21 protein-coding genes are annotated in these 19,998 nt (G+C 63.5%); 17 read left to right on the forward strand and 4 right to left on the reverse strand.

Translation table 11 applies throughout. From position 1 onward, the window contains the following. Positions 1-77: 77 nt before the first annotated feature. The 15 genes from ABIB38_RS01335 (at position 78) to ABIB38_RS01405 (ending at position 14,776) form a co-directional block, all read left to right on the forward strand. Positions 78-848 carry a sulfite exporter TauE/SafE family protein gene (locus ABIB38_RS01335; RefSeq protein WP_429201085.1) on the forward strand — a complete coding sequence of 257 codons (771 nt, stop codon included), beginning with the start codon at positions 78-80 and terminating at the stop codon, positions 846-848. Between the two features lie 194 nt (positions 849-1,042). Further along, positions 1,043-2,974: a tRNA uridine-5-carboxymethylaminomethyl(34) synthesis enzyme MnmG gene (mnmG, locus tag ABIB38_RS01340; protein WP_429201087.1), complete on the forward strand. Its 1,932-nt coding sequence runs from the start codon at positions 1,043-1,045 to the stop codon at positions 2,972-2,974. Then, entirely contained in the window at positions 2,971-3,621 is a 651-nt protein-coding gene (gene rsmG / locus ABIB38_RS01345; RefSeq protein WP_429201089.1) for a 16S rRNA (guanine(527)-N(7))-methyltransferase RsmG, read from the forward strand. Before mnmG ends, rsmG begins: the two co-directional genes overlap by 4 nt. A 131-nt stretch (positions 3,622-3,752) precedes the next feature. Beyond that, positions 3,753-4,523 carry a ParA family protein gene (locus tag ABIB38_RS01350; RefSeq protein WP_429201091.1) on the forward strand — a complete coding sequence of 257 codons (771 nt, stop codon included), beginning with the start codon at positions 3,753-3,755 and terminating at the stop codon, positions 4,521-4,523. Positions 4,524-4,546: 23 nt separating this feature from the next. Next, positions 4,547-5,437: a ParB/RepB/Spo0J family partition protein gene (locus ABIB38_RS01355; RefSeq protein WP_429201093.1), complete on the forward strand. Its 891-nt coding sequence runs from the start codon at positions 4,547-4,549 to the stop codon at positions 5,435-5,437. 435 nt (positions 5,438-5,872) lie between these two features. After that, a complete protein-coding gene (locus ABIB38_RS01360) occupies positions 5,873-6,208 on the forward strand; it encodes an ATP synthase subunit I (RefSeq protein WP_040774964.1) in 336 nt (111 codons plus the stop codon). Positions 6,209-6,212: 4 nt separating this feature from the next. Further along, complete coding sequence (gene atpB, locus ABIB38_RS01365; RefSeq protein WP_429201094.1) at positions 6,213-7,046, forward strand: F0F1 ATP synthase subunit A; 834 nt, start codon at positions 6,213-6,215, stop codon at positions 7,044-7,046. Between the two features lie 86 nt (positions 7,047-7,132). Further along, positions 7,133-7,384, forward strand: coding sequence for a F0F1 ATP synthase subunit C (gene atpE / locus ABIB38_RS01370; RefSeq protein WP_429201096.1), 252 nt, complete (start codon positions 7,133-7,135; stop codon positions 7,382-7,384). Positions 7,385-7,460: 76 nt separating this feature from the next. After that, entirely contained in the window at positions 7,461-7,931 is a 471-nt protein-coding gene (locus ABIB38_RS01375; RefSeq protein WP_429201098.1) for a F0F1 ATP synthase subunit B, read from the forward strand. Positions 7,932-7,933: 2 nt separating this feature from the next. Next, positions 7,934-8,467 carry a F0F1 ATP synthase subunit delta gene (locus ABIB38_RS01380; RefSeq protein ID WP_429201100.1) on the forward strand — a complete coding sequence of 178 codons (534 nt, stop codon included), beginning with the start codon at positions 7,934-7,936 and terminating at the stop codon, positions 8,465-8,467. A 78-nt stretch (positions 8,468-8,545) separates the two neighbouring features. Next, a complete protein-coding gene (gene atpA / locus ABIB38_RS01385; RefSeq protein WP_429201102.1) occupies positions 8,546-10,087 on the forward strand; it encodes a F0F1 ATP synthase subunit alpha in 1,542 nt (513 codons plus the stop codon). A gap of 56 nt (positions 10,088-10,143) precedes the next feature. Then, positions 10,144-11,019, forward strand: a complete 876-nt coding sequence (gene atpG / locus ABIB38_RS01390) for a F0F1 ATP synthase subunit gamma (protein ID WP_429201104.1) — start codon at positions 10,144-10,146, stop codon at positions 11,017-11,019. A 57-nt stretch (positions 11,020-11,076) separates the two neighbouring features. Next, positions 11,077-12,480 (forward strand): F0F1 ATP synthase subunit beta, encoded by a 1,404-nt coding sequence (gene atpD / locus ABIB38_RS01395; RefSeq protein ID WP_429201106.1) that lies wholly within the window; start codon positions 11,077-11,079, stop codon positions 12,478-12,480. A 23-nt stretch (positions 12,481-12,503) separates the two neighbouring features. Next, positions 12,504-12,926, forward strand: a complete 423-nt coding sequence (locus tag ABIB38_RS01400) for a F0F1 ATP synthase subunit epsilon (RefSeq protein WP_429201108.1) — start codon at positions 12,504-12,506, stop codon at positions 12,924-12,926. Positions 12,927-13,096: 170 nt separating this feature from the next. Continuing rightward, positions 13,097-14,776 (forward strand): serine hydrolase domain-containing protein, encoded by a 1,680-nt coding sequence (locus ABIB38_RS01405; RefSeq protein ID WP_429201110.1) that lies wholly within the window; start codon positions 13,097-13,099, stop codon positions 14,774-14,776. A 24-nt stretch (positions 14,777-14,800) separates the two neighbouring features. On the opposite strand, the gene ABIB38_RS01410 is transcribed toward ABIB38_RS01405, so the two are convergent. After that, complete coding sequence (locus tag ABIB38_RS01410; RefSeq protein WP_429201111.1) at positions 14,801-15,427, reverse strand: peptidoglycan recognition protein family protein; 627 nt, start codon at positions 15,425-15,427, stop codon at positions 14,801-14,803. A 111-nt stretch (positions 15,428-15,538) separates the two neighbouring features. On the opposite strand from ABIB38_RS01410, the gene ABIB38_RS01415 reads away from it, so the two are divergent. Continuing rightward, entirely contained in the window at positions 15,539-15,961 is a 423-nt protein-coding gene (locus ABIB38_RS01415; RefSeq protein ID WP_429201113.1) for a CoA-binding protein, read from the forward strand. Between the two features lie 195 nt (positions 15,962-16,156). Further along, positions 16,157-16,741 (forward strand): glutathione peroxidase, encoded by a 585-nt coding sequence (locus tag ABIB38_RS01420; protein ID WP_429201115.1) that lies wholly within the window; start codon positions 16,157-16,159, stop codon positions 16,739-16,741. A gap of 58 nt (positions 16,742-16,799) precedes the next feature. Here ABIB38_RS01420 and pabB read toward each other — a convergent pair whose 3' ends face one another. The 3 genes from pabB to ABIB38_RS01435 are packed head-to-tail and all read right to left on the reverse strand — an operon-like array spanning position 16,800 to position 19,984. Further along, positions 16,800-18,629, reverse strand: coding sequence for an aminodeoxychorismate synthase component I (gene pabB, locus ABIB38_RS01425; protein ID WP_429201117.1), 1,830 nt, complete (start codon positions 18,627-18,629; stop codon positions 16,800-16,802). Between the two features lie 10 nt (positions 18,630-18,639). After that, positions 18,640-19,218, reverse strand: a complete 579-nt coding sequence (gene slmA, locus ABIB38_RS01430) for a nucleoid occlusion factor SlmA (RefSeq protein ID WP_429201119.1) — start codon at positions 19,216-19,218, stop codon at positions 18,640-18,642. A gap of 7 nt (positions 19,219-19,225) precedes the next feature. Then, complete coding sequence (locus tag ABIB38_RS01435; RefSeq protein ID WP_429201120.1) at positions 19,226-19,984, reverse strand: pyrimidine 5'-nucleotidase; 759 nt, start codon at positions 19,982-19,984, stop codon at positions 19,226-19,228. Between the last annotated feature and the right edge of the window lie 14 nt (positions 19,985-19,998).

The following is a 19,998-nucleotide window of genomic DNA, read 5'->3' on the forward strand; positions in this document are numbered from 1 at the left end:
ACGGGAAGGGCTGAGCCGCGCTGGACGAGCTTGCTTGCCGTAAAATATTGGCTCTGCACTTCGCCCGAAAGTCTCCCATGATCGATGTAGTGTGGCTCGGCGGCGCCGCCTTTGCCGCCGGCCTGGTCGATGCCGTTGTCGGTGGCGGCGGCCTGATCCAGCTTCCTGCCATGTTCTCCCTGTTGCCGAGAGAAGCGCCGGCAACCATCCTGGGCACCAACAAGCTCGCAGCGATTTTCGGCACCGGTTCGGCCGCCGCCAGTTACGCGCGCCGGGTGCGGGTCGCGTGGAGCACCGCGGCGCCGGCAGCCATCGCCGCGTTTGCCCTGTCCTTCGCCGGCGCCTGGACCGTGACCCGGGTGCCGGCCGATTTCGTGCGCGCACTGCTGCCGTTCGTGCTGGTGGCAGTCGCCGTGTATACGTTCATGAAGAAGGATCTCGGCGCGGTGCACGCGCCGATGCATAGCGGCATGGCCGAGCGCTACTGGGCGATCGGCATCGGCGCCGCCATCGGTTTTTACGATGGTTTTTTCGGACCGGGCACCGGCAGCTTCTTGCTGTTCCTGTTCGTCCGCTTCTTCGGCTTCGATTTCCTGAGCGCGTCAGCTGCGGCCAAGGTCGTCAATGTCGCCTGCAATCTGTCGGCGCTGATGTGGTTCGGCTACAGCGGCCATCTGTTGTGGCAACTGGGTCTGCTGATGGCGGGATGCCAGATCGCCGGTTCCCTGATCGGCACCAGGCTGGCCTTGAAGCATGGAAGCGGTTTTGTGCGCAAGCTGTTCCTGCTCGTGGTGTCGGCGCTGATTGTAAAGACAGCCTACGATTCGTTCACAAAGTTGGGTTGGTAAGACTGTTCCACGTGGAACATCCAAGCCGGGGTCTGCCCCGGTTTTTTTTGCCGTGTTCCACGTGAAACACATTGGCAAGAACTACCGGCCAAGGTTTCACGTGAAACAAAATCTGTCGTTTTCAGACCCATGCAGAGTCCAGCAAGAAAAAAGAATCTATAATCGCGCATCGTCTCCTCGCTCCACACCCCATCATGCTATTTCCTACTGAATTCGACGTCATCGTCGTCGGCGGCGGCCATGCCGGCACCGAGGCGGCACTCGCGTCCGCACGCACCGGTCAAAAGACCCTGCTGCTGACCCACAATATCGAAACCCTTGGCGCCATGTCGTGCAATCCGTCGATCGGCGGTATCGGCAAGGGTCACCTGGTCAAGGAAGTCGACGCCCTCGGCGGCGCCATGGCCATCGCGACCGACGAGGCGGGCATCCAGTTCCGCATCCTGAACTCGTCCAAGGGCCCGGCCGTGCGCGCCACCCGCGCCCAGGCCGACCGCGTGCTGTACAAGGCGGCGATCCGCTCGCGCCTGGAAAACCAGCCGAACCTGTGGCTATTCCAGCAGGCGGTGGACGACCTGATGGTGGAGGGTGACCGCGTGGTCGGCGCCGTCACCCAGGTGGGCGTCAAGTTCCGTGCCCGCGCCGTGGTGCTCACCGCCGGCACGTTCCTGGACGGGAAGATCCACGTCGGCTTGCAGAACTACTCGGGCGGCCGTGCGGGCGACCCGCCGGCGATGTCGCTCTCCGCGCGCCTGAAGGAACTCAAGCTGCCGCAGGGGCGCCTCAAGACGGGCACGCCGCCGCGCATCGACGGCCGCAGCATCGACTTCTCGGTGCTGACCGAACAGCCGGGCGACCTTGATCCGGTTCCGGTGTTCTCCTATATGGGCAATGTGGCGATGCATCCGCGCCAGGTGCCGTGCTGGGTGACGCATACCAACGAGCGTACCCACGACATCATCCGCGCTGGCCTGGACCGCAGCCCGATGTACACCGGCGTCATCGAAGGCGTCGGCCCGCGCTACTGCCCGTCGATCGAGGACAAGATCCACCGCTTCGCCTCGAAAGAGTCGCACCAGATCTTCCTCGAGCCGGAAGGCTTGACCACCAACGAGTTCTACCCCAACGGGATCTCGACCAGCCTGCCGTTCGACGTACAGCTGGCGCTGGTGCGCTCGATGCGCGGCATGGAGAACGCCTTCATCCTGCGTCCCGGCTATGCGATCGAATACGACTACTTCGACCCGCGCGGCCTGAAGGCGTCGCTCGAGACGAAGGCGATCAAGGGCCTGTTCTTCGCCGGCCAGATCAACGGCACCACCGGCTACGAAGAAGCCGCCGCCCAGGGTCTGCTGGCGGGCCTGAACGCCGCGCTGCAGACCCAGGGAAAGGATGCCTGGACGCCGGGCCGCTCCGAAGCCTACCTGGGCGTGCTGGTCGACGACCTCACCACGCAGGGCGTCGCCGAGCCCTATCGCATGTTCACCAGCCGCGCCGAATACCGCCTGTCGCTGCGCGAGGACAATGCCGACATGCGCCTGACCGAGATCGGCCGCCAGCTGGGCATCGTCGACGACGCGCGCTGGCAGGCGTTCGAGATCAAGCGCGAATCCGTCGCCCGTGAACTGGAACGCCTGAAAGCAACTTGGGTCAACCCGCGCATCCTGGCCGCGGCCGAATCGGAACGCGTGGTGGGGCAGGCGCTCGAACGCGAGTACAACCTGGCCGACCTGCTGAGAAGGCCGGGCGTCGCGTACGACACCCTGATGACGATGCAGGGCAGCGAGGGCCAGCCGCTGGCCGGCCCCGGCGTCGCGGATCCGGCCGTGAAGGAACAGGTGGAGATCCAGCTCAAGTATTCGGGCTACATCGATCGCCAGGCACGTGAAGTCGAGCGGCACGACCACTACGAAAACCTGAAGCTGCCCGAAAACCTGAATTACCTCGAGATTGCGGCCCTGTCGTTCGAGGTGCGCCAGAAGCTCGACAAGCAGCGGCCCGAAACCCTGGGCCAGGCGTCGCGCATCTCGGGCGTCACCCCGGCGGCGATCTCGCTGCTGCTGGTGCACCTGAAGAAACGCGGCGCCAAGGGTTTTGCGCCGACCACGTCGGAGGCGGCGCAATGAGGTATGCGTTCGACCGCGATGCACTGGCCAGGGTGCTGGCCGACGGCGTCGCCGAGATGGGCCTGGACGTGACGCCAGAACAGCAGGGCAGGCTGATGGCCTACCTGCAGCTGATGCACAAATGGAATGCGGTGTACAACCTGACGTCGCTGCGCGACCCGGCGCAGATGGTGACCCACCACCTGCTCGACTCGCTGGCCGCGCTGCCGGCATTCAAACACGCGCACAACGTGCTGGACGTGGGCGCGGGGGGCGGATTGCCGGGCATCGTGCTGGCCATCACGCGGCCCGCCATGAAAGTGGCGATGATCGACACCGTGCACAAGAAAACCGCCTTCCTCACGCAAGTGAAGGCCGAACTGGGCCTGGCCAACGTGACGGTGCACACGATGAAGGTGCAAGACCTGGTCGTGAGCGATAAATTCGATGTCATCACCTCGCGCGCCTTCGCCGACCTGTCCGATTTCGTCAATTGGTCGGGACACCTGCTGGCACAGGGCGGCAAATTCATCGCCCTGAAAGGCGTAGCGCCGAGCGAGGAACGCGAACGGCTGCCGCGCGACTGGAAAGTGAGCGATTTGCAGCCACTGAACGTGCCAAGGCTGGGGGCGGAGCGCCATCTCGTGTTCATCGAGCGAACTGCTTAAACGATAGTAATCGTAGTAACCGTATAAACCGTATAAATCGTTTATATCGTTTATTCAGTATGAATCATTCAAATGGTTTGTACGGTATGAACGGTATGGCGTCTTGTAGCCGCTTTCAGGAAAGAGAATAGATGGCGAAGATTTTTTGCGTTGCGAACCAGAAGGGTGGGGTAGGCAAGACCACCACCTCCGTCAACCTGTCGGCAGGCCTGGCAAAACTGGACCAGCGCGTGCTGCTGGTCGACCTCGACCCGCAGGGCAATGCGACCATGGGCGCCGGCATCAACAAGGCGGCGCTCGAATCGTCGATCTATCAGGTGCTGCTGGGCGAGTCGGACGTGCCTGGCGCCCGCGTGCGCTCCGAGGCGGGGCGCTTCGACGTGCTGCCCGCCAACCGCGAGCTGGCCGGCGCCGAAGTCGAGATGGTGTCGCTCGAGAACCGCGAGCGGCGCCTCAAGGACGCGCTGGCCGCGGTCGACGCCGACTACGACTTCATCCTGATCGATTGCCCGCCCGCGCTGTCGCTGCTCACGCTCAATGGCCTGTGCGCCGCGCATGGCGTGATCATCCCGATGCAGTGCGAATACTACGCGCTCGAGGGCCTGTCGGACCTGGTCAACACGATCAAGAAGGTGCACGCCAACCTGAACACCGACCTCAAGATCATCGGCCTGTTGCGGGTGATGTTCGACCCGCGCATGACCCTGTCGCAGCAGGTGTCGAGCCAGCTCGAGCAACACTTCGGCGACAAAGTGTTCAAGACCATTATCCCGCGCAACGTCCGCCTGGCCGAAGCGCCGTCCTACGGCATCCCCGGCGTGACCTTCGATCCCGCGTCGAAAGGCGCGCAGGCCTACATCGCCTTCGGCGCAGAAATGGTCCAGCGCATCAAGACCATGTAATCATCAAGAGAGCTGACACAACAATGGCAACCAAAAAACTCAAGGGACTGGGCCGAGGGCTCGACGCCCTGCTCGGCGGCGACATGGATGCCGCGCCCGCCGCAAGCAACCTGCCTTCGGTCCTGGCGGTCACCCAGATCCAGGCCGGCAAGTATCAGCCGCGCACCCGCATGGACGAGGTGAGCCTGTCCGAGCTGGCCGCCTCGATCAAGACCCAGGGCATCATGCAGCCGGTGCTGGTGCGTCCGCTGCAACAGGGGAGCACCGCGGGTGGCGGCGCGCCGTACGAGATCATCGCCGGCGAGCGACGCTTCCGCGCGGCGCAGATGGCGGGCCTGGAAGAGATCCCGGTGCTGGTGCGCGACGTCGACGACCAGGCCGCGGCCGCCATGGCCCTGATCGAAAACATGCAGCGCGAAGACCTGAACCCGCTCGAGGAGGCGCAGGGCATCCAGCGCCTGATCTCGGACTTCAATTTCACGCACGAGCAGGCGGCCGGGGCGGTTGGCCGCTCGCGCAGCGCGGTGTCGAACCTGCTGCGCCTGATTAACCTCGCACAGCCGGTGCAGACCATGCTGATGGCGGGGGATATCGACATGGGTCATGCCAGGGCCTTGCTGGCGGTCGATAGCGCGCACCAGATCGCGCTGGCCAATCACGTCATCGCCCGGCGCCTGTCGGTACGCGAGACCGAGAAGCTGGTGGCGCGCGCGCTCGAGGAACAACAGGCGCCGGCCCAGTCTTCGCGCGCGAAGGACAAGCCGGGCGACATCGTACGCCTCGAAGAAGAATTGTCCGACAAGCTGGCGACGCCGGTGCTGTTCAAGATGGGCGCGAAAGGCAGGGGCCAGATGATCATCGACTTCGCCGACCTGGATATCCTGGAAGGGGTGCTCGCGCGTCTGCGCGCGTAAAAGGTGCTCGCGCGTCTGCGCGCGTAAAAGGTGCTCGCGCGTCTGCGCGCGTTAAAACAGGGACGCCACCTGTTCGCATGGGGTGGCGTCACCAGGCGGCCGGTTATCTGGCGGGCCGCCTGACGCGCATTAGCGCGCGTGAATTCGCGTGAATTCGCGTTAGCGCTATCAACTCGCGCAGCGGCCGGCGCGGCCTGCGCGCTACGTAAAACCGCGCAATTGTCACATACCCCTCTATACACGATCTGAGCTTAAGTAGCTGAAAATATTGTGCTATCCGTCGGCATCGTGTCACATTTTCGCCAACTATTCGTCCCAGTTATAAGTGTGGAATCGTTTGACTCACGTCCGTATAACCACTTATAATTCCGGCGATTCTTGTAATTATCACCTCGTAGTACGTCCAAAATGCGCTAGCGCAAGAGCTAAAAAAATATGCTACGCATCGTTTCCCTGCAGTTGATAGCAACGGTAGTCGTCGGCCTGATCGCCGCACTACTGGGGGGATGGGCTGCGATGTTTTCGGCAGTACTAGGCGGTTTGTGTTGTGTCGTACCCAACGGGATCATGGCAGTGCGCTTGTTCGCCGCGTCCGCGTCTGGAACGGCTACTCCCGCGACATTTTTCATCTGGGAATTTGTAAAGATTGCATTAACGCTGGCGCTTTTAGGCGCAACTGCGTGGCTGTATCACGATCTAAACTGGCTAGCACTGGTGGCTGGAATCATCGTGGCACTAAAAAGTTACATCATCTTATTATTTAGGCAATGACGACATGGCGACTCCAGTAGACGGCGCAGCGCACGCGCCCACCGCATCCGAATATATCATTCACCACCTGGGCCACCTGAAGAACCAGTACCAGGTGGGTCCGGTCGATTTTTCGGTGATCCACTACGACACCCTGTTCTGGTCGATCGCCATGGGCCTGACCGGCTGCCTGTTGATGTGGGCCGCCGCGCGCAAGGCGACGTCGGGCGTTCCTGGCCGTTTCCAGGCATTCGTCGAAATGATGTTCGAAATGGTCGACGACCAGGCCAAGACCATCGTGCACGGCGACCGCAGCTTCATCGCCCCGCTGGCATTGACCGTGTTCGTCTGGATCGTCCTGATGAACGCGCTGGACTTGCTGCCGGTCGACATGTGGGCCTGGCTGTTCGCCGCCTTCGGCGTCGAGCACATCTTCCCGTATCACCGTGTGGTCCCGACCGCCGACCTGAACGCGCCGATCGGCATGTCGCTGGGCGTGCTGCTGCTGATGATCTACTACGGCATCAAGATCAAGGGCTTCGGCGGCTGGCTCCACGAGCTGTTCTCGGCACCGTTCGGCATCTGGATGGCGCCGTTCAACCTGCTCCTGAACGTCATTGAATACGCAGCAAAAATGGTGTCGCTCGGTATGCGACTGTTCGGCAACATGTTTGCCGGCGAGCTGCTGTTCCTCTTGATCGCACTGCTGGGCGGAACCGCAACGATGTTCGGTTTCATCGGCCACGTGATTGCCGGTTCCATCTGGGCGATCTTCCACATCCTGATCGTGGTCCTGCAGGCATTCATCTTCATGATGCTGACGCTGGTTTACCTCGGTCAGGCTCACGAAGGCCACTGATCGAAGCCGCAAGCATCGAGTGAATGTGGTTGTAAAGAAGTTGTAGTTTTTAATCTAGTTTTTAATTTTAACTTTTGGAGTTTTTCATGACTGACCTTTCTTTTGTTGCACTGGCTTGCGGTTTGATCATCGGTCTGGGCGCAATCGGCGCTTGTATCGGTATCGCTCTGATGGGCGGTAAATACCTGGAAGCTTCTGCACGTCAGCCAGAACTGATGAACACCCTGCAGACCAAGATGTTCCTGCTGGCTGGTCTGATCGACGCGGCGTTCCTGATCGGTGTTGGTATCGCAATGCTGTTCGCATTCGCCAACCCATTCGTTCCGCCAGTCGCCTAAGACTCGCTCTCGAAGTCTTGAAGGGCCGAACCAGATTCTGGTTCGGCATCCGTGTTTCTGTAAGAAGGATAAACCCGTGAACCTTAATTTCACCTTGGTTGCACAGCTGGTGGTGTTCTTCATCCTGGCGCTGTTCACGATGAAATTCGTGTGGCCGCCGCTGATGAAGGCGCTCGACGAGCGCGCCGCAAAGATCGCAAGTGGCCTGGCCGCTGCCGATCGCGGCAAGGCCGACCTGGCTGCCGCCGAAAAGCGCGTCCAGACCGAACTGGCCGGCGCCCGTGACGAAGTACAGAAGCGTATCGCCGACGCCGAAAAGCGCGCTGCAGCGATTATCGAAGAAGCGAAGAAAACCGCTGCCGAAGAAGGCGCACGCATCATCGCTGCCGCCAAGGCCGACGCCGAGCAGCAAGTGACCCGCGCGCGCGAAGAACTGCGTGGCCAGGTTGCAACCCTCGCGGTTGCCGGCGCCGAGCAGATCCTCAAGCGCGAAGTCAACCCAGCGGTCCACGCCGACCTGCTGTCGCAACTGTCGACCGAGCTCTGATCATGGCTGAACTCGCAACCGTCGCCCGCCCTTACGCCGAAGCGCTGTTCCGTGTCGCCCAATCCGGCGACATGAATGCGTGGTCGGCGATCGCGTCGGAACTGGGCCAGATCGGCGCCAATCCCGATGTGCAAGCCTTCGCCAGCAACCCGAACGTCACGCATGCACAACTGGCGGACACGATTGCGTCGCTGGTCAAGGCTCCTTTGACTCCTGAAGCGAAGAACTTTATCGCGATGCTGGCCGAAAACGGCCGCATCAACCTGCTGCCCGAGATCAGCGCCCAGTTCGCGATCCTGAAGAACGCGAACGAAGGCGCAGCCGACGCGACGATTTTCAGCGCGTTCGAGATGTCGGCCGACCAACTGAACGGGCTGGTCGCCACGCTGGAAAAGAAATTTGGCCGCAAGCTGAACCCAACGGTGACAGTGGATCCCTCGCTGATCGGTGGTGTGCGCGTGGTCGTCGGCGACGAAGTGCTCGATACCTCGGTACGCGCCAAGCTGCAACGGATGCACGTTGCACTGGCTTCGTGATCGATAGTGTGCACTCGCATCGGCCGACGTCCCGCCCTTGCCCTACGCATCAAGAAACTATAATTGGAGTTAGCAAGCATGCAACTTAACCCATCTGAAATCAGCGAGCTGATCAAGAGCCGGATCCAGGGCCTGGAAGGCTCTGCAGACGTCCGCAACCAGGGCACCGTGATCTCGGTCGCCGACGGTATCTGCCGCATCCACGGTCTGTCGGACGTGATGCAGGGCGAGATGCTGGAATTCCCAGGCAACACCTTCGGCCTGGCGATGAACCTCGAGCGCGACTCGGTCGGCGCCGTCATCCTGGGTGCTTACGAGCACATCTCGGAAGGCGACATCGTCAAGACCACCGGCCGTATCCTGGAAGTGCCGATCGGTCCTGAACTGCGTGGCCGCGTGGTCAACGCGCTGGGCCAGCCGATCGACGGCAAGGGTCCGATCGCCACCACCCTGACCGCCCCGATCGAAAAGATCGCGCCAGGCGTCATCGCGCGTGAATCGGTGTCGCAGCCTATGCAGACCGGCATCAAGTCGATCGACGCGATGGTGCCGATCGGCCGTGGCCAGCGTGAGCTGATCATCGGCGACCGCCAGACCGGCAAGTCGGCCGTGGCGGTGGATGCGATCATCAACCAGAAAGGTCAAGGCGTCACCTGCGTGTACGTCGCGATCGGCCAGAAGGCGTCGACCATCAAGAACATCGTGCGTTCGCTGGAACAGCACGGCGCGATGGAGTACACCATCGTCGTGGCCGCATCGGCGTCGGAATCGGCCGCCATGCAGTACATCTCGGCCTACTCGGGCTGCGCGATGGGCGAATACTTCCGCGACCGCGGCGAAGACGCGCTGATCGTGTACGACGACCTGTCGAAGCAGGCCGTCGCCTACCGTCAGATTTCGCTGCTGCTGCGCCGTCCGCCAGGCCGCGAAGCTTACCCAGGCGACGTGTTCTACCTGCACAGCCGTCTGCTCGAGCGCGCAGCCCGCGTGAACGCCGACTACGTCGAGAAGTTCACCAACGGCGCCGTCACCGGCAAGACCGGTTCGCTGACCGCACTGCCGATCATCGAAACCCAGGCCGGCGACGTCTCGGCCTTCGTGCCGACCAACGTGATTTCGATTACCGACGGCCAGATCTTCCTGGAGACCTCGCTGTTCAACGCTGGTATCCGTCCTGCGATCAACGCCGGTATCTCGGTGTCGCGCGTCGGTGGCGCCGCCCAGACCAAGGTCATCAAGGGCCTGTCGGGCGGTATCCGTACCGACCTGGCGCAGTACCGTGAACTGGCTGCGTTCGCGCAGTTCGCATCGGACCTGGACGAATCGACCCGCAAGCAGCTGGACCGCGGCGCGCGCGTGACCGAGCTGCTCAAGCAGCCGCAGTTCTCGCCGCTGTCGACCTCGCTGATGGCCGCGTCGCTGTTCGCCGTCAACAAGGGCTACCTGGACGATATCGAAGTCAAGAAAGTGCTGCCGTTCGAGCACGGTCTGCATGCTTTCCTGAAGTCGGGTCACGCGTCCCTGCTGTCGAAGATCGACGAAACCAAGCAACTGGACAAGGACAGCGAAGCACTGCTCGCCGCCGCCATTGCTGATTTCAAGAAATCCGGCGCATATTAATTGATGGACCGGCGCCGCCTGCGGGCGGCGCCGGTGCCCGGAAGGAGTGAGGACTCATGGCAGCAGGCAAAGAGATTCGTGGCAAGATCAAGAGCGTAGAGAATACGAAGAAGATCACCAAGGCGATGGAAATGGTCGCCGCATCGAAAATGCGCAAAGCGCAGGATCGCATGCGCGCCGCCCGTCCCTACAGTGACAAGGTTCGTAACATCACCGCCAATCTGGCGGGCGCAAACCCGGAGTACACGCACGCATTCATGGCGCAAGCCAAGGGCGTGTCGGCAAAGGCAGTGGGTTTCATCGTCATCACGACCGACAAGGGTCTGTGCGGCGGCATGAACACCAACATCCTGCGCCAGGTAACGCAGAAGGCGCGTGAGCAGGAGCAACTGGGCAACCGTGTCGAGGCAGTCGCCATCGGCAACAAGGGCCTGGGCTTCCTGAACCGCGTCGGCATGAAGCTGGTCTCGCAAGCGACCCAGCTGGGCGATGCACCGCAACTGGACAAGCTGATCGGACCGGTCAAAGTGATGCTGGACGCGTACCAGGAAGGCAAGCTCGATGCCGTCTACCTGTGCTACACCAAGTTCATCAACACGATGAAGCAGGAAACGATGGTCGAGCAACTGCTCCCGCTGCCGGCGAAAGCGCTGGTGGCCGATGCAGGCGCCCACGGCTGGGACTACATCTACGAACCGGAAGCGCAAGTCGTCATCGACGAGCTGCTGGTGCGTTATGTGGAAGCGCTGGTGTACCAGGCAGTGGCGGAAAACCTGGCGTCCGAGCAATCGGCGCGCATGGTCGCGATGAAGGCCGCGAGCGATAACGCCGGCAGCGTCATCAGCGACCTGAAGCTGGTCTACAACAAGACCCGCCAGGCTGCGATTACCAAAGAACTCTCCGAGATCGTGTCGGGCGCAGCAGCCGTCTAACGGTTGCTCCCGCGATCAAGCATAAGAATCTAACTATATATATCTGAAGGAACGAACATGGCTGATGGCAAAATCGTTCAGTGTATCGGCGCCGTGGTTGACGTGGAATTTCCGCGTAACGCTATGCCGAAAGTGTACGACGCACTGAAAATGGCAGGCTCCGAACTGACCCTGGAAGTCCAGCAGCAGCTGGGCGACGGCGTGGTCCGTACCATTGCTCTGGGCAGCTCGGAAGGCCTGCGTCGCGGCATGATGATCCAGAACACCGGCAAGCCGATCATGGTTCCCGTCGGCGTGCCGACCCTGGGCCGTATCATGGACGTGCTGGGCAACCCGATCGACGAATGCGGTCCAGTCAGCCACGAGCGCATGGCATCGATCCACCGCGATGCGCCGGCCTACGACGAACTGTCGCCGTCGACCGACCTGCTGGAAACCGGCATCAAGGTCATCGACCTGGTCTGCCCGTTCGCCAAGGGCGGCAAGGTCGGCCTGTTCGGCGGCGCCGGCGTCGGCAAGACCGTCAACATGATGGAACTGATCAACAACATCGCCAAGGCACACTCGGGTCTGTCCGTGTTCGCCGGCGTGGGTGAGCGTACCCGTGAAGGTAACGACTTCTACCACGAGATGGCCGATGCAAAGGTCGTCGACCTGGAAAACCCGGCCAACTCGAAAGTGGCGATGGTCTACGGTCAGATGAACGAACCACCAGGCAACCGTCTGCGCGTCGCGCTGACCGGCCTGACCATGGCGGAAGCGTTCCGTGACGAAGGCAAGGACGTTCTGTTCTTCGTCGACAACATCTACCGTTACACCCTGGCCGGTACCGAAGTCTCGGCACTGCTGGGCCGTATGCCGTCGGCGGTGGGCTACCAGCCGACCCTGGCCGAAGAGATGGGCCGCCTGCAAGAGCGCATCACCTCGACCAAGACCGGTTCGATCACCTCGATCCAGGCCGTCTACGTCCCTGCGGATGACTTGACCGACCCGTCGCCTGCCACCACCTTCGCCCACCTGGACTCGACCGTCGTTCTGTCGCGTGACATCGCTTCGCTGGGTATCTACCCTGCGGTCGACCCGCTCGATTCGACCTCGCGCCAGCTGGACCCGCTGGTCGTCGGCGAAGAGCACTACGCAACCGCGCGCGCCGTGCAGGGCACCCTGCAGCGCTACAAGGAACTGCGTGACATCATCGCGATTCTGGGCATGGACGAACTGGCGCCGGAAGACAAGCTGGTCGTCGCACGCGCTCGCAAGATGCAGCGTTTCCTGTCGCAGCCGTTCCACGTCGCCGAAGTCTTCACCGGCGCCCCAGGCAAGTACGTTTCGCTGAAAGACACGATCAAGGGCTTCAAGATGATCGCATCGGGCGAACTGGATCACCTGCCGGAGCAAGCGTTCTACATGGTCGGCACGATCGAAGAGGCAATCGAGAAAGCCAAGAAACTGGCTGCCTAAGTCGGTTCCACTAAAGGACACACATGGCAAACACATTTCTCGTTGACGTAGTCTCGGCCGAAGAGCAGATCTTCTCCGGCCAGGCCGAATTCGTCGCGTTGCCGGGTGAAGCGGGTGAGCTGGGTATCTACCCGAAGCACACCCCCTTGATCACGCGCATCCGCCCGGGCGCCGTGCGCATCCAGGTGGCCGGCGGCGGCGAAGAGTTCGTCTTCGTCGCCGGCGGTATCCTCGAAGTGCAGCCGAACGGCGTGACCGTGCTGGCCGACACCGCGATCCGCGGCGCCGACCTGGACGAAGCGAAAGCGACCGAGGCCAAGAAGCAGGCCGAAGAGCTGATGCTGAACAAGGAATCGACCATCGATTACGCGAAAGCCCAGGCCGAGATGGCCGCCGCGATCGCGCAGCTGGCGGCGATCCAGAAACTGCGGTCGCGAGGCCGTTGAGCTCAATAAGCTCGGCATCGAAAGGGGCAGCCTGCGGGCTGCCTTTTTTTATATCCCGTCTTTTACCCAGTTCATCGGGCCGGATGAATCGTTCGTCGCATTTTTCACCGCTACCCATAAGGCAGAGTTACAGTATCAAGAATACAACTCGCCAGGAAGGGTAGTCGACCATGCTGAAACTCTCCGCCGCCGCCGTTGCTGTCGTCCTGTTGTCCAATCCCGTGCTCGCGCAAGCGCAACAGCCGGCTACCAAGACCGTCCCGGCGCAATCCCTGTCCGGCAAGCTCGACGCGCTGTTCAAGCCCCAGTACAAGGCGGAAGATCCCGGCGCCACCGTCATCGTGGTCAAGGACGGCAAGACGGTGTTCCGAAAAGCCTATGGCGCCGCCGATGTGGCCGCCAGGACGCCGCTGACGCCCGGCACCGTGCTGCGCCTGGGCTCGATCACCAAGCAGTTCACGGCGGTGGCGATCCTGATGCTGGCCGAGGAGGGCAAGCTGGCCCTGAACGATCCCATCACGCGCTTCTTTCCCGACTATCCGACCCAGGGCAAGGTCATTACCGTCGAGCACCTGCTGACCCACACCTCGGGCATCGTCAGCTATACCAGCAAGCCGGATTACGTGTCGACCATGGCGCAAGACTTCACCGTGGCCCGGATGATCGACGGCTTCAGGAACGATCCGCTCGAGTTCGAGCCGGGCACGACGTTCAGCTACAACAACAGCGGTTATTTCCTGCTCGGCGCGATCATCGAGAAGGTCTCGGGCATGACTTACGCCGGCTTCCTGGAACGGCGCATCTTCACGCCGCTGGGCATGAAAGACACCGCGTATGAAGGCGTCGAGCGTTCGAACGCACCGCGCGCGGCCGGCTACAGCGCGCAGGAGAAAGGGTTCGCGCCGGCGCAGCCCCTGTCGATGAGCCAGCCCTATGCGGCCGGCGCGCTGGTCTCCACCGTGGACGACCTGGCGACATGGGATACCGCCATCGCATCCGGCAAGCTCCTCACACCGGCAAGCTGGAAGCTGGCCTTCACGCCCTACAAGCTGAGCCCGGAGAAGTCGACCGGCTACGGTTATGGCTGGAGCGTGGGCACGCTTCAGGGCACGCCGATGGTCGACCATGGCGGCGGCATCAATGGTTTCCGCACCCATGCGCTGCGCCTGCCGGAGCAGAAGATCTTCGTGGCGGTGCTGAGCAATGCCGACAGCGGCAATGCCGATCCGGAGGTGCTGGCCAAGCGGGCGTCGGCGCTGGCGATGGGCAAGCCGTTCATGGAGCCGAAGGCATTCGAGCTCGATGCCGGGGCCCTGGATGCGTTCACCGGCGTGTATGAGATCGACGCCCAGGAAAAGCGTACCTTCACCAGCCGCGACGGCAAGCTCATGATGGCGCGCGGCGAGCGGTCGCCGCGCACCCTGACGCCGTATTCGAAGAACGGCTTCTTCCTGCCGGGAACGCTGGCGCGCTTCGAGTTCGGACGCGATGCGCGGGGCAAAGTCACCCATGTCACGGTCGACAACGCAGGCGAGCGGGTGCGCAATGAGCGCGTTGGCGACGCGCCCGCCGAACGGCAGGCGGTCAAGATCGACAACGCCGGCTTCGATGCGCGCGCCGGCGCCTACCAGCTCGCGCCGCAGTTCACGATCACGGTCAGCCGCGCGGGCGAACGCTATTACGCGCAGGCGACCGGACAGCGGCAGGTCGAGATCTTCCCGGCCAGCGAGAACGTGTTCTTCTCGCGCGACGTGAATGCGGAACTCCGGTTCGAGCAAGCCGCCGATGGCGCGCCAGTGGTCGTCTTGCACCAGAACGGCCAGGTCACGCGCGGCGCGCGCGTGCAGTAAGCGCTCACTGAGCAGGCCGGGCGCTTAGTTCGCGGCCTGCGCCTGCGCCAGTCGCAAGGCCACCTGGTGCCTGAAGTAATCATCCTTCACGTAGCGGTACAGGTGTTCGCCCGGGCACACGGTCTTGTCCGAATAATCGCGGTGGCTCCCGATAGCGTCCAGCGGGACCCGGTGCTTCGCGGCCAGCATCGCCATCAGGCGCACCACCGCATCGAGCTGCTGCTGGTTCGGCTCCACCTCCTCGAAATTGCCGACCACCTCGATCAACGCGTGGCCCTTCGGGTCGTAGTCGGTATTGGTGTCGCCGGCATAGGCGATGTCGCGCGCGCCGTAGATGCGGCCATCGAGGTCGATCACGTAGTGGTAGGGGATGTCGAGCCAGCCTTTATCAAGCCGCGACCAGGCCTGCAGGCGGCGCAGGTAGGCGTGCGGATCGGTGCCCGGCTTGAACGGTTCGCCCTGGTGGTGCAAGGTGATGTGGGTGATCTGGTGGCGGCGCGCCTTGGTCGCATCGGCCGCCGTGCCGCCCCAGCCGGCCACCGGCACGATGGCGCGTTCGACGTCCGGCAGGGAGCCGGCGCCGTGCGCGCCGGCGATCGAGAGGGCCAGCGCAACCAGGGCGCCGATACGCGAAACAGGTCCGAAGCGCATGTTGAAGGCATTCAGGATGGATGAGCCGCCATCTTTCCACGTTTGACCGTGCAGCGCCAGTGCATACAAACTGATAAGCTGGCTGCAACGACAACAACATCATGAGGCAGCATGAGAACGATCGCCCAGATCCTCCGCGACAGCAAGACTGTCGCCATCGTCGGCATGTCGAACAAGGAAGACCGCGCCAGCAACGAAGTGGGCGCCTACTTGCAGCGCAACGGTTACCGCATCCTGCCCGTCAACCCGAGCTACGCCGGCCAGGCCATCCACGGCGAGACCGTCTACGCCACCTTGCAGGAGGCGGCCGACTCGCTCGCGGCCAGCGGCCAGCAGATCGACATCGTCGACTGCTTCCGCAAATCCGAGGACATCGGCCCGATCGCGCGCGAGGCGATCGCCGTGCGCGCCGGCTGCCTGTGGATGCAGCTCGACATCGAGAACCAGGCCGCCGCCGACCTGGCGCGCGCCGCCGGGCTGGACGTGGTCATGAACCACTGCATCAAGATCGAGCACCGCGGCCTGGAAGGGTGAGAAAAGCGTTGGCCGCCGGGGTTGCCGCTTGCGCTACAATCGACGCACCTCAACCCCGTCAAGGGCACCTCGAAAAACCTGCTGCGCGTTGCATTTTCGGTCTGCGATGCTCGCTGTACTCTAGTACAGCTGCGCTTCTCGACCGAAACTGCTGCCGCTCGCGACGGTTTTTCGAGGTGCCCTCAATACCACGCCATGATCAAGACCATCGCCCTGCTGCTCGCCGCCACGGCCGCCGCCAGCGTCACCCAGCCGGCACGGGCGCAGGCCGCGCCGGTCGCCACTCTGACCAAGAGCCCGGCCGCCTGCCCGGCCGTACTCAAGCACAGCTTCAAGCGCCTGCAGGACGAGGCGCCGCAAGACCTCTGCCAGTACGCCGGCAAGGTGGTGCTGGTGGTGAACACGGCCAGCTACTGCGGCTTCACCAAGCAGTACGAAGGGCTGGAAAAGATCTATGCCAAGTATGGCGGCCGCGGCTTCGTGATCCTGGGTTTCCCGTCGAACGATTTCGGCCAGCAGGAACCGGGCAGCGCCAAGGAAATCGCCGACCTGTGCTTCAACACCTATGGCGTCAAGTTCCCGATGTTCGCCAAGAGCTCGGTGAAAGGTCCGCAAGCCAATCCGCTGCATGCGCAGCTGATCAAGACCACCGGCCAGGAACCGAAGTGGAACTTCACCAAATACCTGATCGGCCGTGACGGCAAGGTGCTCGATTATTTCCCGAGCAAGGTCACGCCGGAAGATCCCAAGCTGACCGGCAAGATCGAAGCGGCCCTGTAAGGGCATGCTCGGGCGATCAAGGATATCAAGCGCGAAACAGGCGTTTTAAATCAAGGGCTTACGCTGCCAGCACGGCGCGCAGCGGCCCGCGCAGGGCGTTGCAGACGACGATGTCGTCGGCCTGCGCCAGCATCGCGCGGGTGATCACGGCTTCGCGCGCATGCCATGCGGGCGCGGCCAGCATCACGCCGCGCATCACGCCCGGCAGCACGCCGGACGATAGCGGCGGCGTGAGCCATTCTTCGCCGAAGCGCAGGAACACGCTGCTGCGTCCCCCTTCGGTCAATTCTCCGCGTTCGTTGAAGAACAGCATGTCGAAGGCGCCTTGCGCTTCGGCCGCCTTCCACGCCGCGTCGTAGCGGCCGCGGATGCTGGTCTTGTGGCGCAGGAAGACGTCGCCGCTGTGCGTCGGCTCCTGGGCCAGGAGCACGGTCACCGGCTCGTGCACCGGCGCCAACTCGCCGGAGTTCAGCGTCAGCGCGCCGGTGTGGGAGACCGCCAGGCGCAGGCGGTGCAGCGCGTCGGAGGGCAGGGCCTGGCTGGCCTCCACCAGCGCGGCGTGCGCCGCGCCGCGGTCGAACGCAAAGCCGAAATAGGCGCACGATGCTTGCACGCGGTCCAGATGCTGTTCCAGGTGGCGGCAGCCATGCTCGCGCGAAGCGCGGATGGTCTCGAAGAGTTCGAACTCGTTGGCCAAGCCCGTGAGAAAACCCGCCTTCAGCCGGCACTCGGCGTATTCGGAGGGCGCATCGCTGTCGTAGACGATGCCGGCGCCGACGCCCAGTTCGCCAGAGCGCAGACCTCCCGGCACGCCGTCCCTGGGCGCGCCCAGCGCCAGTGTCCGGATCGGCACCGACAGGCAGAAGTCGCCGAAGGCGCGGCCCGCGGGCGCCGGATCGAACCAGCCGATCGCGCCGGTATAGATGCCGCGCGCATCGGGTTCGAGTTCGTGGATGATTTCCATCGTGCGCCGCTTCGGCGCGCCGGTAATCGAGCCGCACGGGTACAAGGCCTTGAAGATATCTTCCAGATCCGCATCCGGGCGCAGGCGCGCCTGTACGGTCGACGTCATCTGCAGCACGGCGCCGTAGCGCTGCACCTCGAACAGGGCCGGCGCCTCGACGCTGCCGGTCTGCGCCACGCGGCCCAGGTCGTTGCGCAGCAGGTCGACGATCATCAGGTTTTCGGCGCGGTTCTTGGTGTCCTGCGCCAGCGCCAGGGCGCGCGCGGCGTCGGTCTCGGGGTCGCCGCTGGCCGGCGCCGTGCCCTTCATGGGCCGCGCCACCAGCATGCCCGCGTCGTGGCGCACGAACAACTCGGGCGAGAACGACAGCACGGCGCCGCCGCCAGGTAGCGTCACCAGCGCGCCGTACGGCACCGGCTGGCGCGCGCGCAGGCGCGTGTACAAGGCGAGCAGCGAACCGAAGGCGTCGAAGCGCAGCCGCCAGGTGTAGTTGACCTGGTAGGTGTCGCCGGCCGCGATGTAGTCATGGATGCGGTCGATCGCCGCGGTGAACTGCGCTTCGTCGACATTGGCGCTGATGCCGGCGACGCCGGCCAGGCCGGGGTCCATGCTGCGCGTCGCCAGCCACGACGCCACCTGCTCGCCGGTCATGGTCTCGCAGTGGGTGAACAGCAGCACCTGCGCCAGCGGGCCGGCCAGTGGCCGGGCCGGCAGGCCCGCAAGGTGCGCCCCCAGTTCATAGCTCAGCAGCGGCACGGCGTGCCGGCCGTCCTGCAATGCCTGCGACAGCGCCGCCAGCAGTGGCGGCCAGCCGGCCGCGTCCTCGCACGTCAGCGTGCCCGCATGCCCGCTGTACAGGCGCGAGCGTGCTTCCCGGGCGGCGCGGGCATCGTCCAGCAGCGCGAAGACTTCGCCGGTATCCATGTCCTCGATTCTACGCTGCCAGCAGCAGGGACAGCTGGAGCGCCGTGCCTTCGGTCGGATTGAGCTTGAAGCCCGTCTTTGCGAAGCGGTGCCAGCGGCCGGTGACGTAGTTCACCAGCAGGCTGGCGCGCGCGGCGACGTCGGCTTCCTGGCCGTGTCCCTGCGTGACGGCCAGGCGCAGCGCTCCCTTGAAGGCCAGTTCGACCTTGTCGTAGAACCCGTTCATGCGCAGTTGCAGGCGCTCGTCTTCACCCACCAGCGCATCGCCGATCAGCACGCGCGTCATGCCCGGGTTGTTGGCCGCGAAGCCGAGCAGCATCTGCAGCATCGCGTGCGCCTGCGCCAGGCCGCGCTCTTCTTTCTCGGTGATCTGGTTGATCACGCCGAACACCGACGATTCGATGAACTCGATCAGTCCCTCGTACATCTGCGCCTTGCTGGCGAAGTGGCGGTACAGCGCCGCCTCGGACACCGACAGGCGCGCCGCGAGCGCGGCGGTGGTGATTTTCTCGCCCTTGGGCTGCTCGAGCATCGAGGCCAGGGCCTGGAGGATTTGCAGCTTGCGCTGGCCTGGCTTCGTGCTTGCCATGGGATCCCTAGGAGTTGTTATTGGAGCGGCGCAGCCCGGAGAGCCGCGTCGGAAGTTGCCGCACGGATTTTACTTTGACATTGACGTAACCGGGGCATTTCAGGGTCCGCGGCAGGGGCGCCTTGCCGATCGGATCGTTCATTCGCGCCGTGTGACGCAGATACTGGGTGACCCAGACGGTGCGCAGGCCCAGCTGGCGCGCGCTGCGCAGGTTGGCCAGCGTGTCTTCGACCAGGATGCAGCGCTGGGCCGCGACGCCGTGCTTGCGCAGCAGGCGGCGCAGCATCAGCTTCGACGGTTTCGGCCGCAACTGCCCGTGCACGTGCATGTGCTCGATCGCCACGTGGTGCGAAAAATGGTTGTGCAGCTTCAGGCGGCGCACGATCTCGGTCGAATAACTGTTCGGCGCATTGGTCAGCAAGATCTTGCGGCCAGGCAGGCGACGCAACAGGCGCGCCAGGCCGCGCTCGGCGCGCAGCAAGGCGTCGAGCGGGCCGATGTCGTGGGTCTGGTGCAGGAAATCTTTTGCGCACACCTGGTGGTGGCGCATCATGCCGAGCAGGGTAGCGCCGTAGCGCTTCCAGTAGCCCAGGCGCGCGGCATCGACCATCTCTTGCGTGGCCGGCACGCCATCGATGCTCAGCACGCGCGCGATATACGTGTTCATATTGGCGCTGATCGCCGGGAAGATCGCGTGCGAGGCGTCGTGCAGGGTGTTATCGAGGTCGAACAGCCAGACCGGGGCTTGGATGGATGAGGTGGACACGGGTAATCGGATCG

This window comes from Massilia sp. UYP11 (assembly GCF_050434805.1).
Classification (GTDB): Bacteria; Pseudomonadota; Gammaproteobacteria; order Burkholderiales; family Burkholderiaceae_D; genus Telluria.

Coding starts and splice junctions, on each gene's coding strand:
- ABIB38_RS01335 (WP_429201085.1), top strand. CDS start 78: ATGATCGATGTAGTGTGGCTCGGCGGCGCCGCCTTTGCCGCCGGCCTG.
- mnmG (WP_429201087.1), top strand. CDS start 1,043: ATGCTATTTCCTACTGAATTCGACGTCATCGTCGTCGGCGGCGGCCAT.
- rsmG (WP_429201089.1), top strand. CDS start 2,971: ATGAGGTATGCGTTCGACCGCGATGCACTGGCCAGGGTGCTGGCCGAC.
- ABIB38_RS01350 (WP_429201091.1), top strand. CDS start 3,753: ATGGCGAAGATTTTTTGCGTTGCGAACCAGAAGGGTGGGGTAGGCAAG.
- ABIB38_RS01355 (WP_429201093.1), top strand. CDS start 4,547: ATGGCAACCAAAAAACTCAAGGGACTGGGCCGAGGGCTCGACGCCCTG.
- ABIB38_RS01360 (WP_040774964.1), top strand. CDS start 5,873: ATGCTACGCATCGTTTCCCTGCAGTTGATAGCAACGGTAGTCGTCGGC.
- atpB (WP_429201094.1), top strand. CDS start 6,213: ATGGCGACTCCAGTAGACGGCGCAGCGCACGCGCCCACCGCATCCGAA.
- atpE (WP_429201096.1), top strand. CDS start 7,133: ATGACTGACCTTTCTTTTGTTGCACTGGCTTGCGGTTTGATCATCGGT.
- ABIB38_RS01380 (WP_429201100.1), top strand. CDS start 7,934: ATGGCTGAACTCGCAACCGTCGCCCGCCCTTACGCCGAAGCGCTGTTC.
- atpA (WP_429201102.1), top strand. CDS start 8,546: ATGCAACTTAACCCATCTGAAATCAGCGAGCTGATCAAGAGCCGGATC.
- atpG (WP_429201104.1), top strand. CDS start 10,144: ATGGCAGCAGGCAAAGAGATTCGTGGCAAGATCAAGAGCGTAGAGAAT.
- atpD (WP_429201106.1), top strand. CDS start 11,077: ATGGCTGATGGCAAAATCGTTCAGTGTATCGGCGCCGTGGTTGACGTG.
- ABIB38_RS01400 (WP_429201108.1), top strand. CDS start 12,504: ATGGCAAACACATTTCTCGTTGACGTAGTCTCGGCCGAAGAGCAGATC.
- ABIB38_RS01405 (WP_429201110.1), top strand. CDS start 13,097: ATGCTGAAACTCTCCGCCGCCGCCGTTGCTGTCGTCCTGTTGTCCAAT.
- ABIB38_RS01410 (WP_429201111.1), bottom strand. CDS start 15,427: ATGCGCTTCGGACCTGTTTCGCGTATCGGCGCCCTGGTTGCGCTGGCC.
- ABIB38_RS01415 (WP_429201113.1), top strand. CDS start 15,539: ATGAGAACGATCGCCCAGATCCTCCGCGACAGCAAGACTGTCGCCATC.
- ABIB38_RS01420 (WP_429201115.1), top strand. CDS start 16,157: ATGATCAAGACCATCGCCCTGCTGCTCGCCGCCACGGCCGCCGCCAGC.
- pabB (WP_429201117.1), bottom strand. CDS start 18,629: ATGGATACCGGCGAAGTCTTCGCGCTGCTGGACGATGCCCGCGCCGCC.
- slmA (WP_429201119.1), bottom strand. CDS start 19,218: ATGGCAAGCACGAAGCCAGGCCAGCGCAAGCTGCAAATCCTCCAGGCC.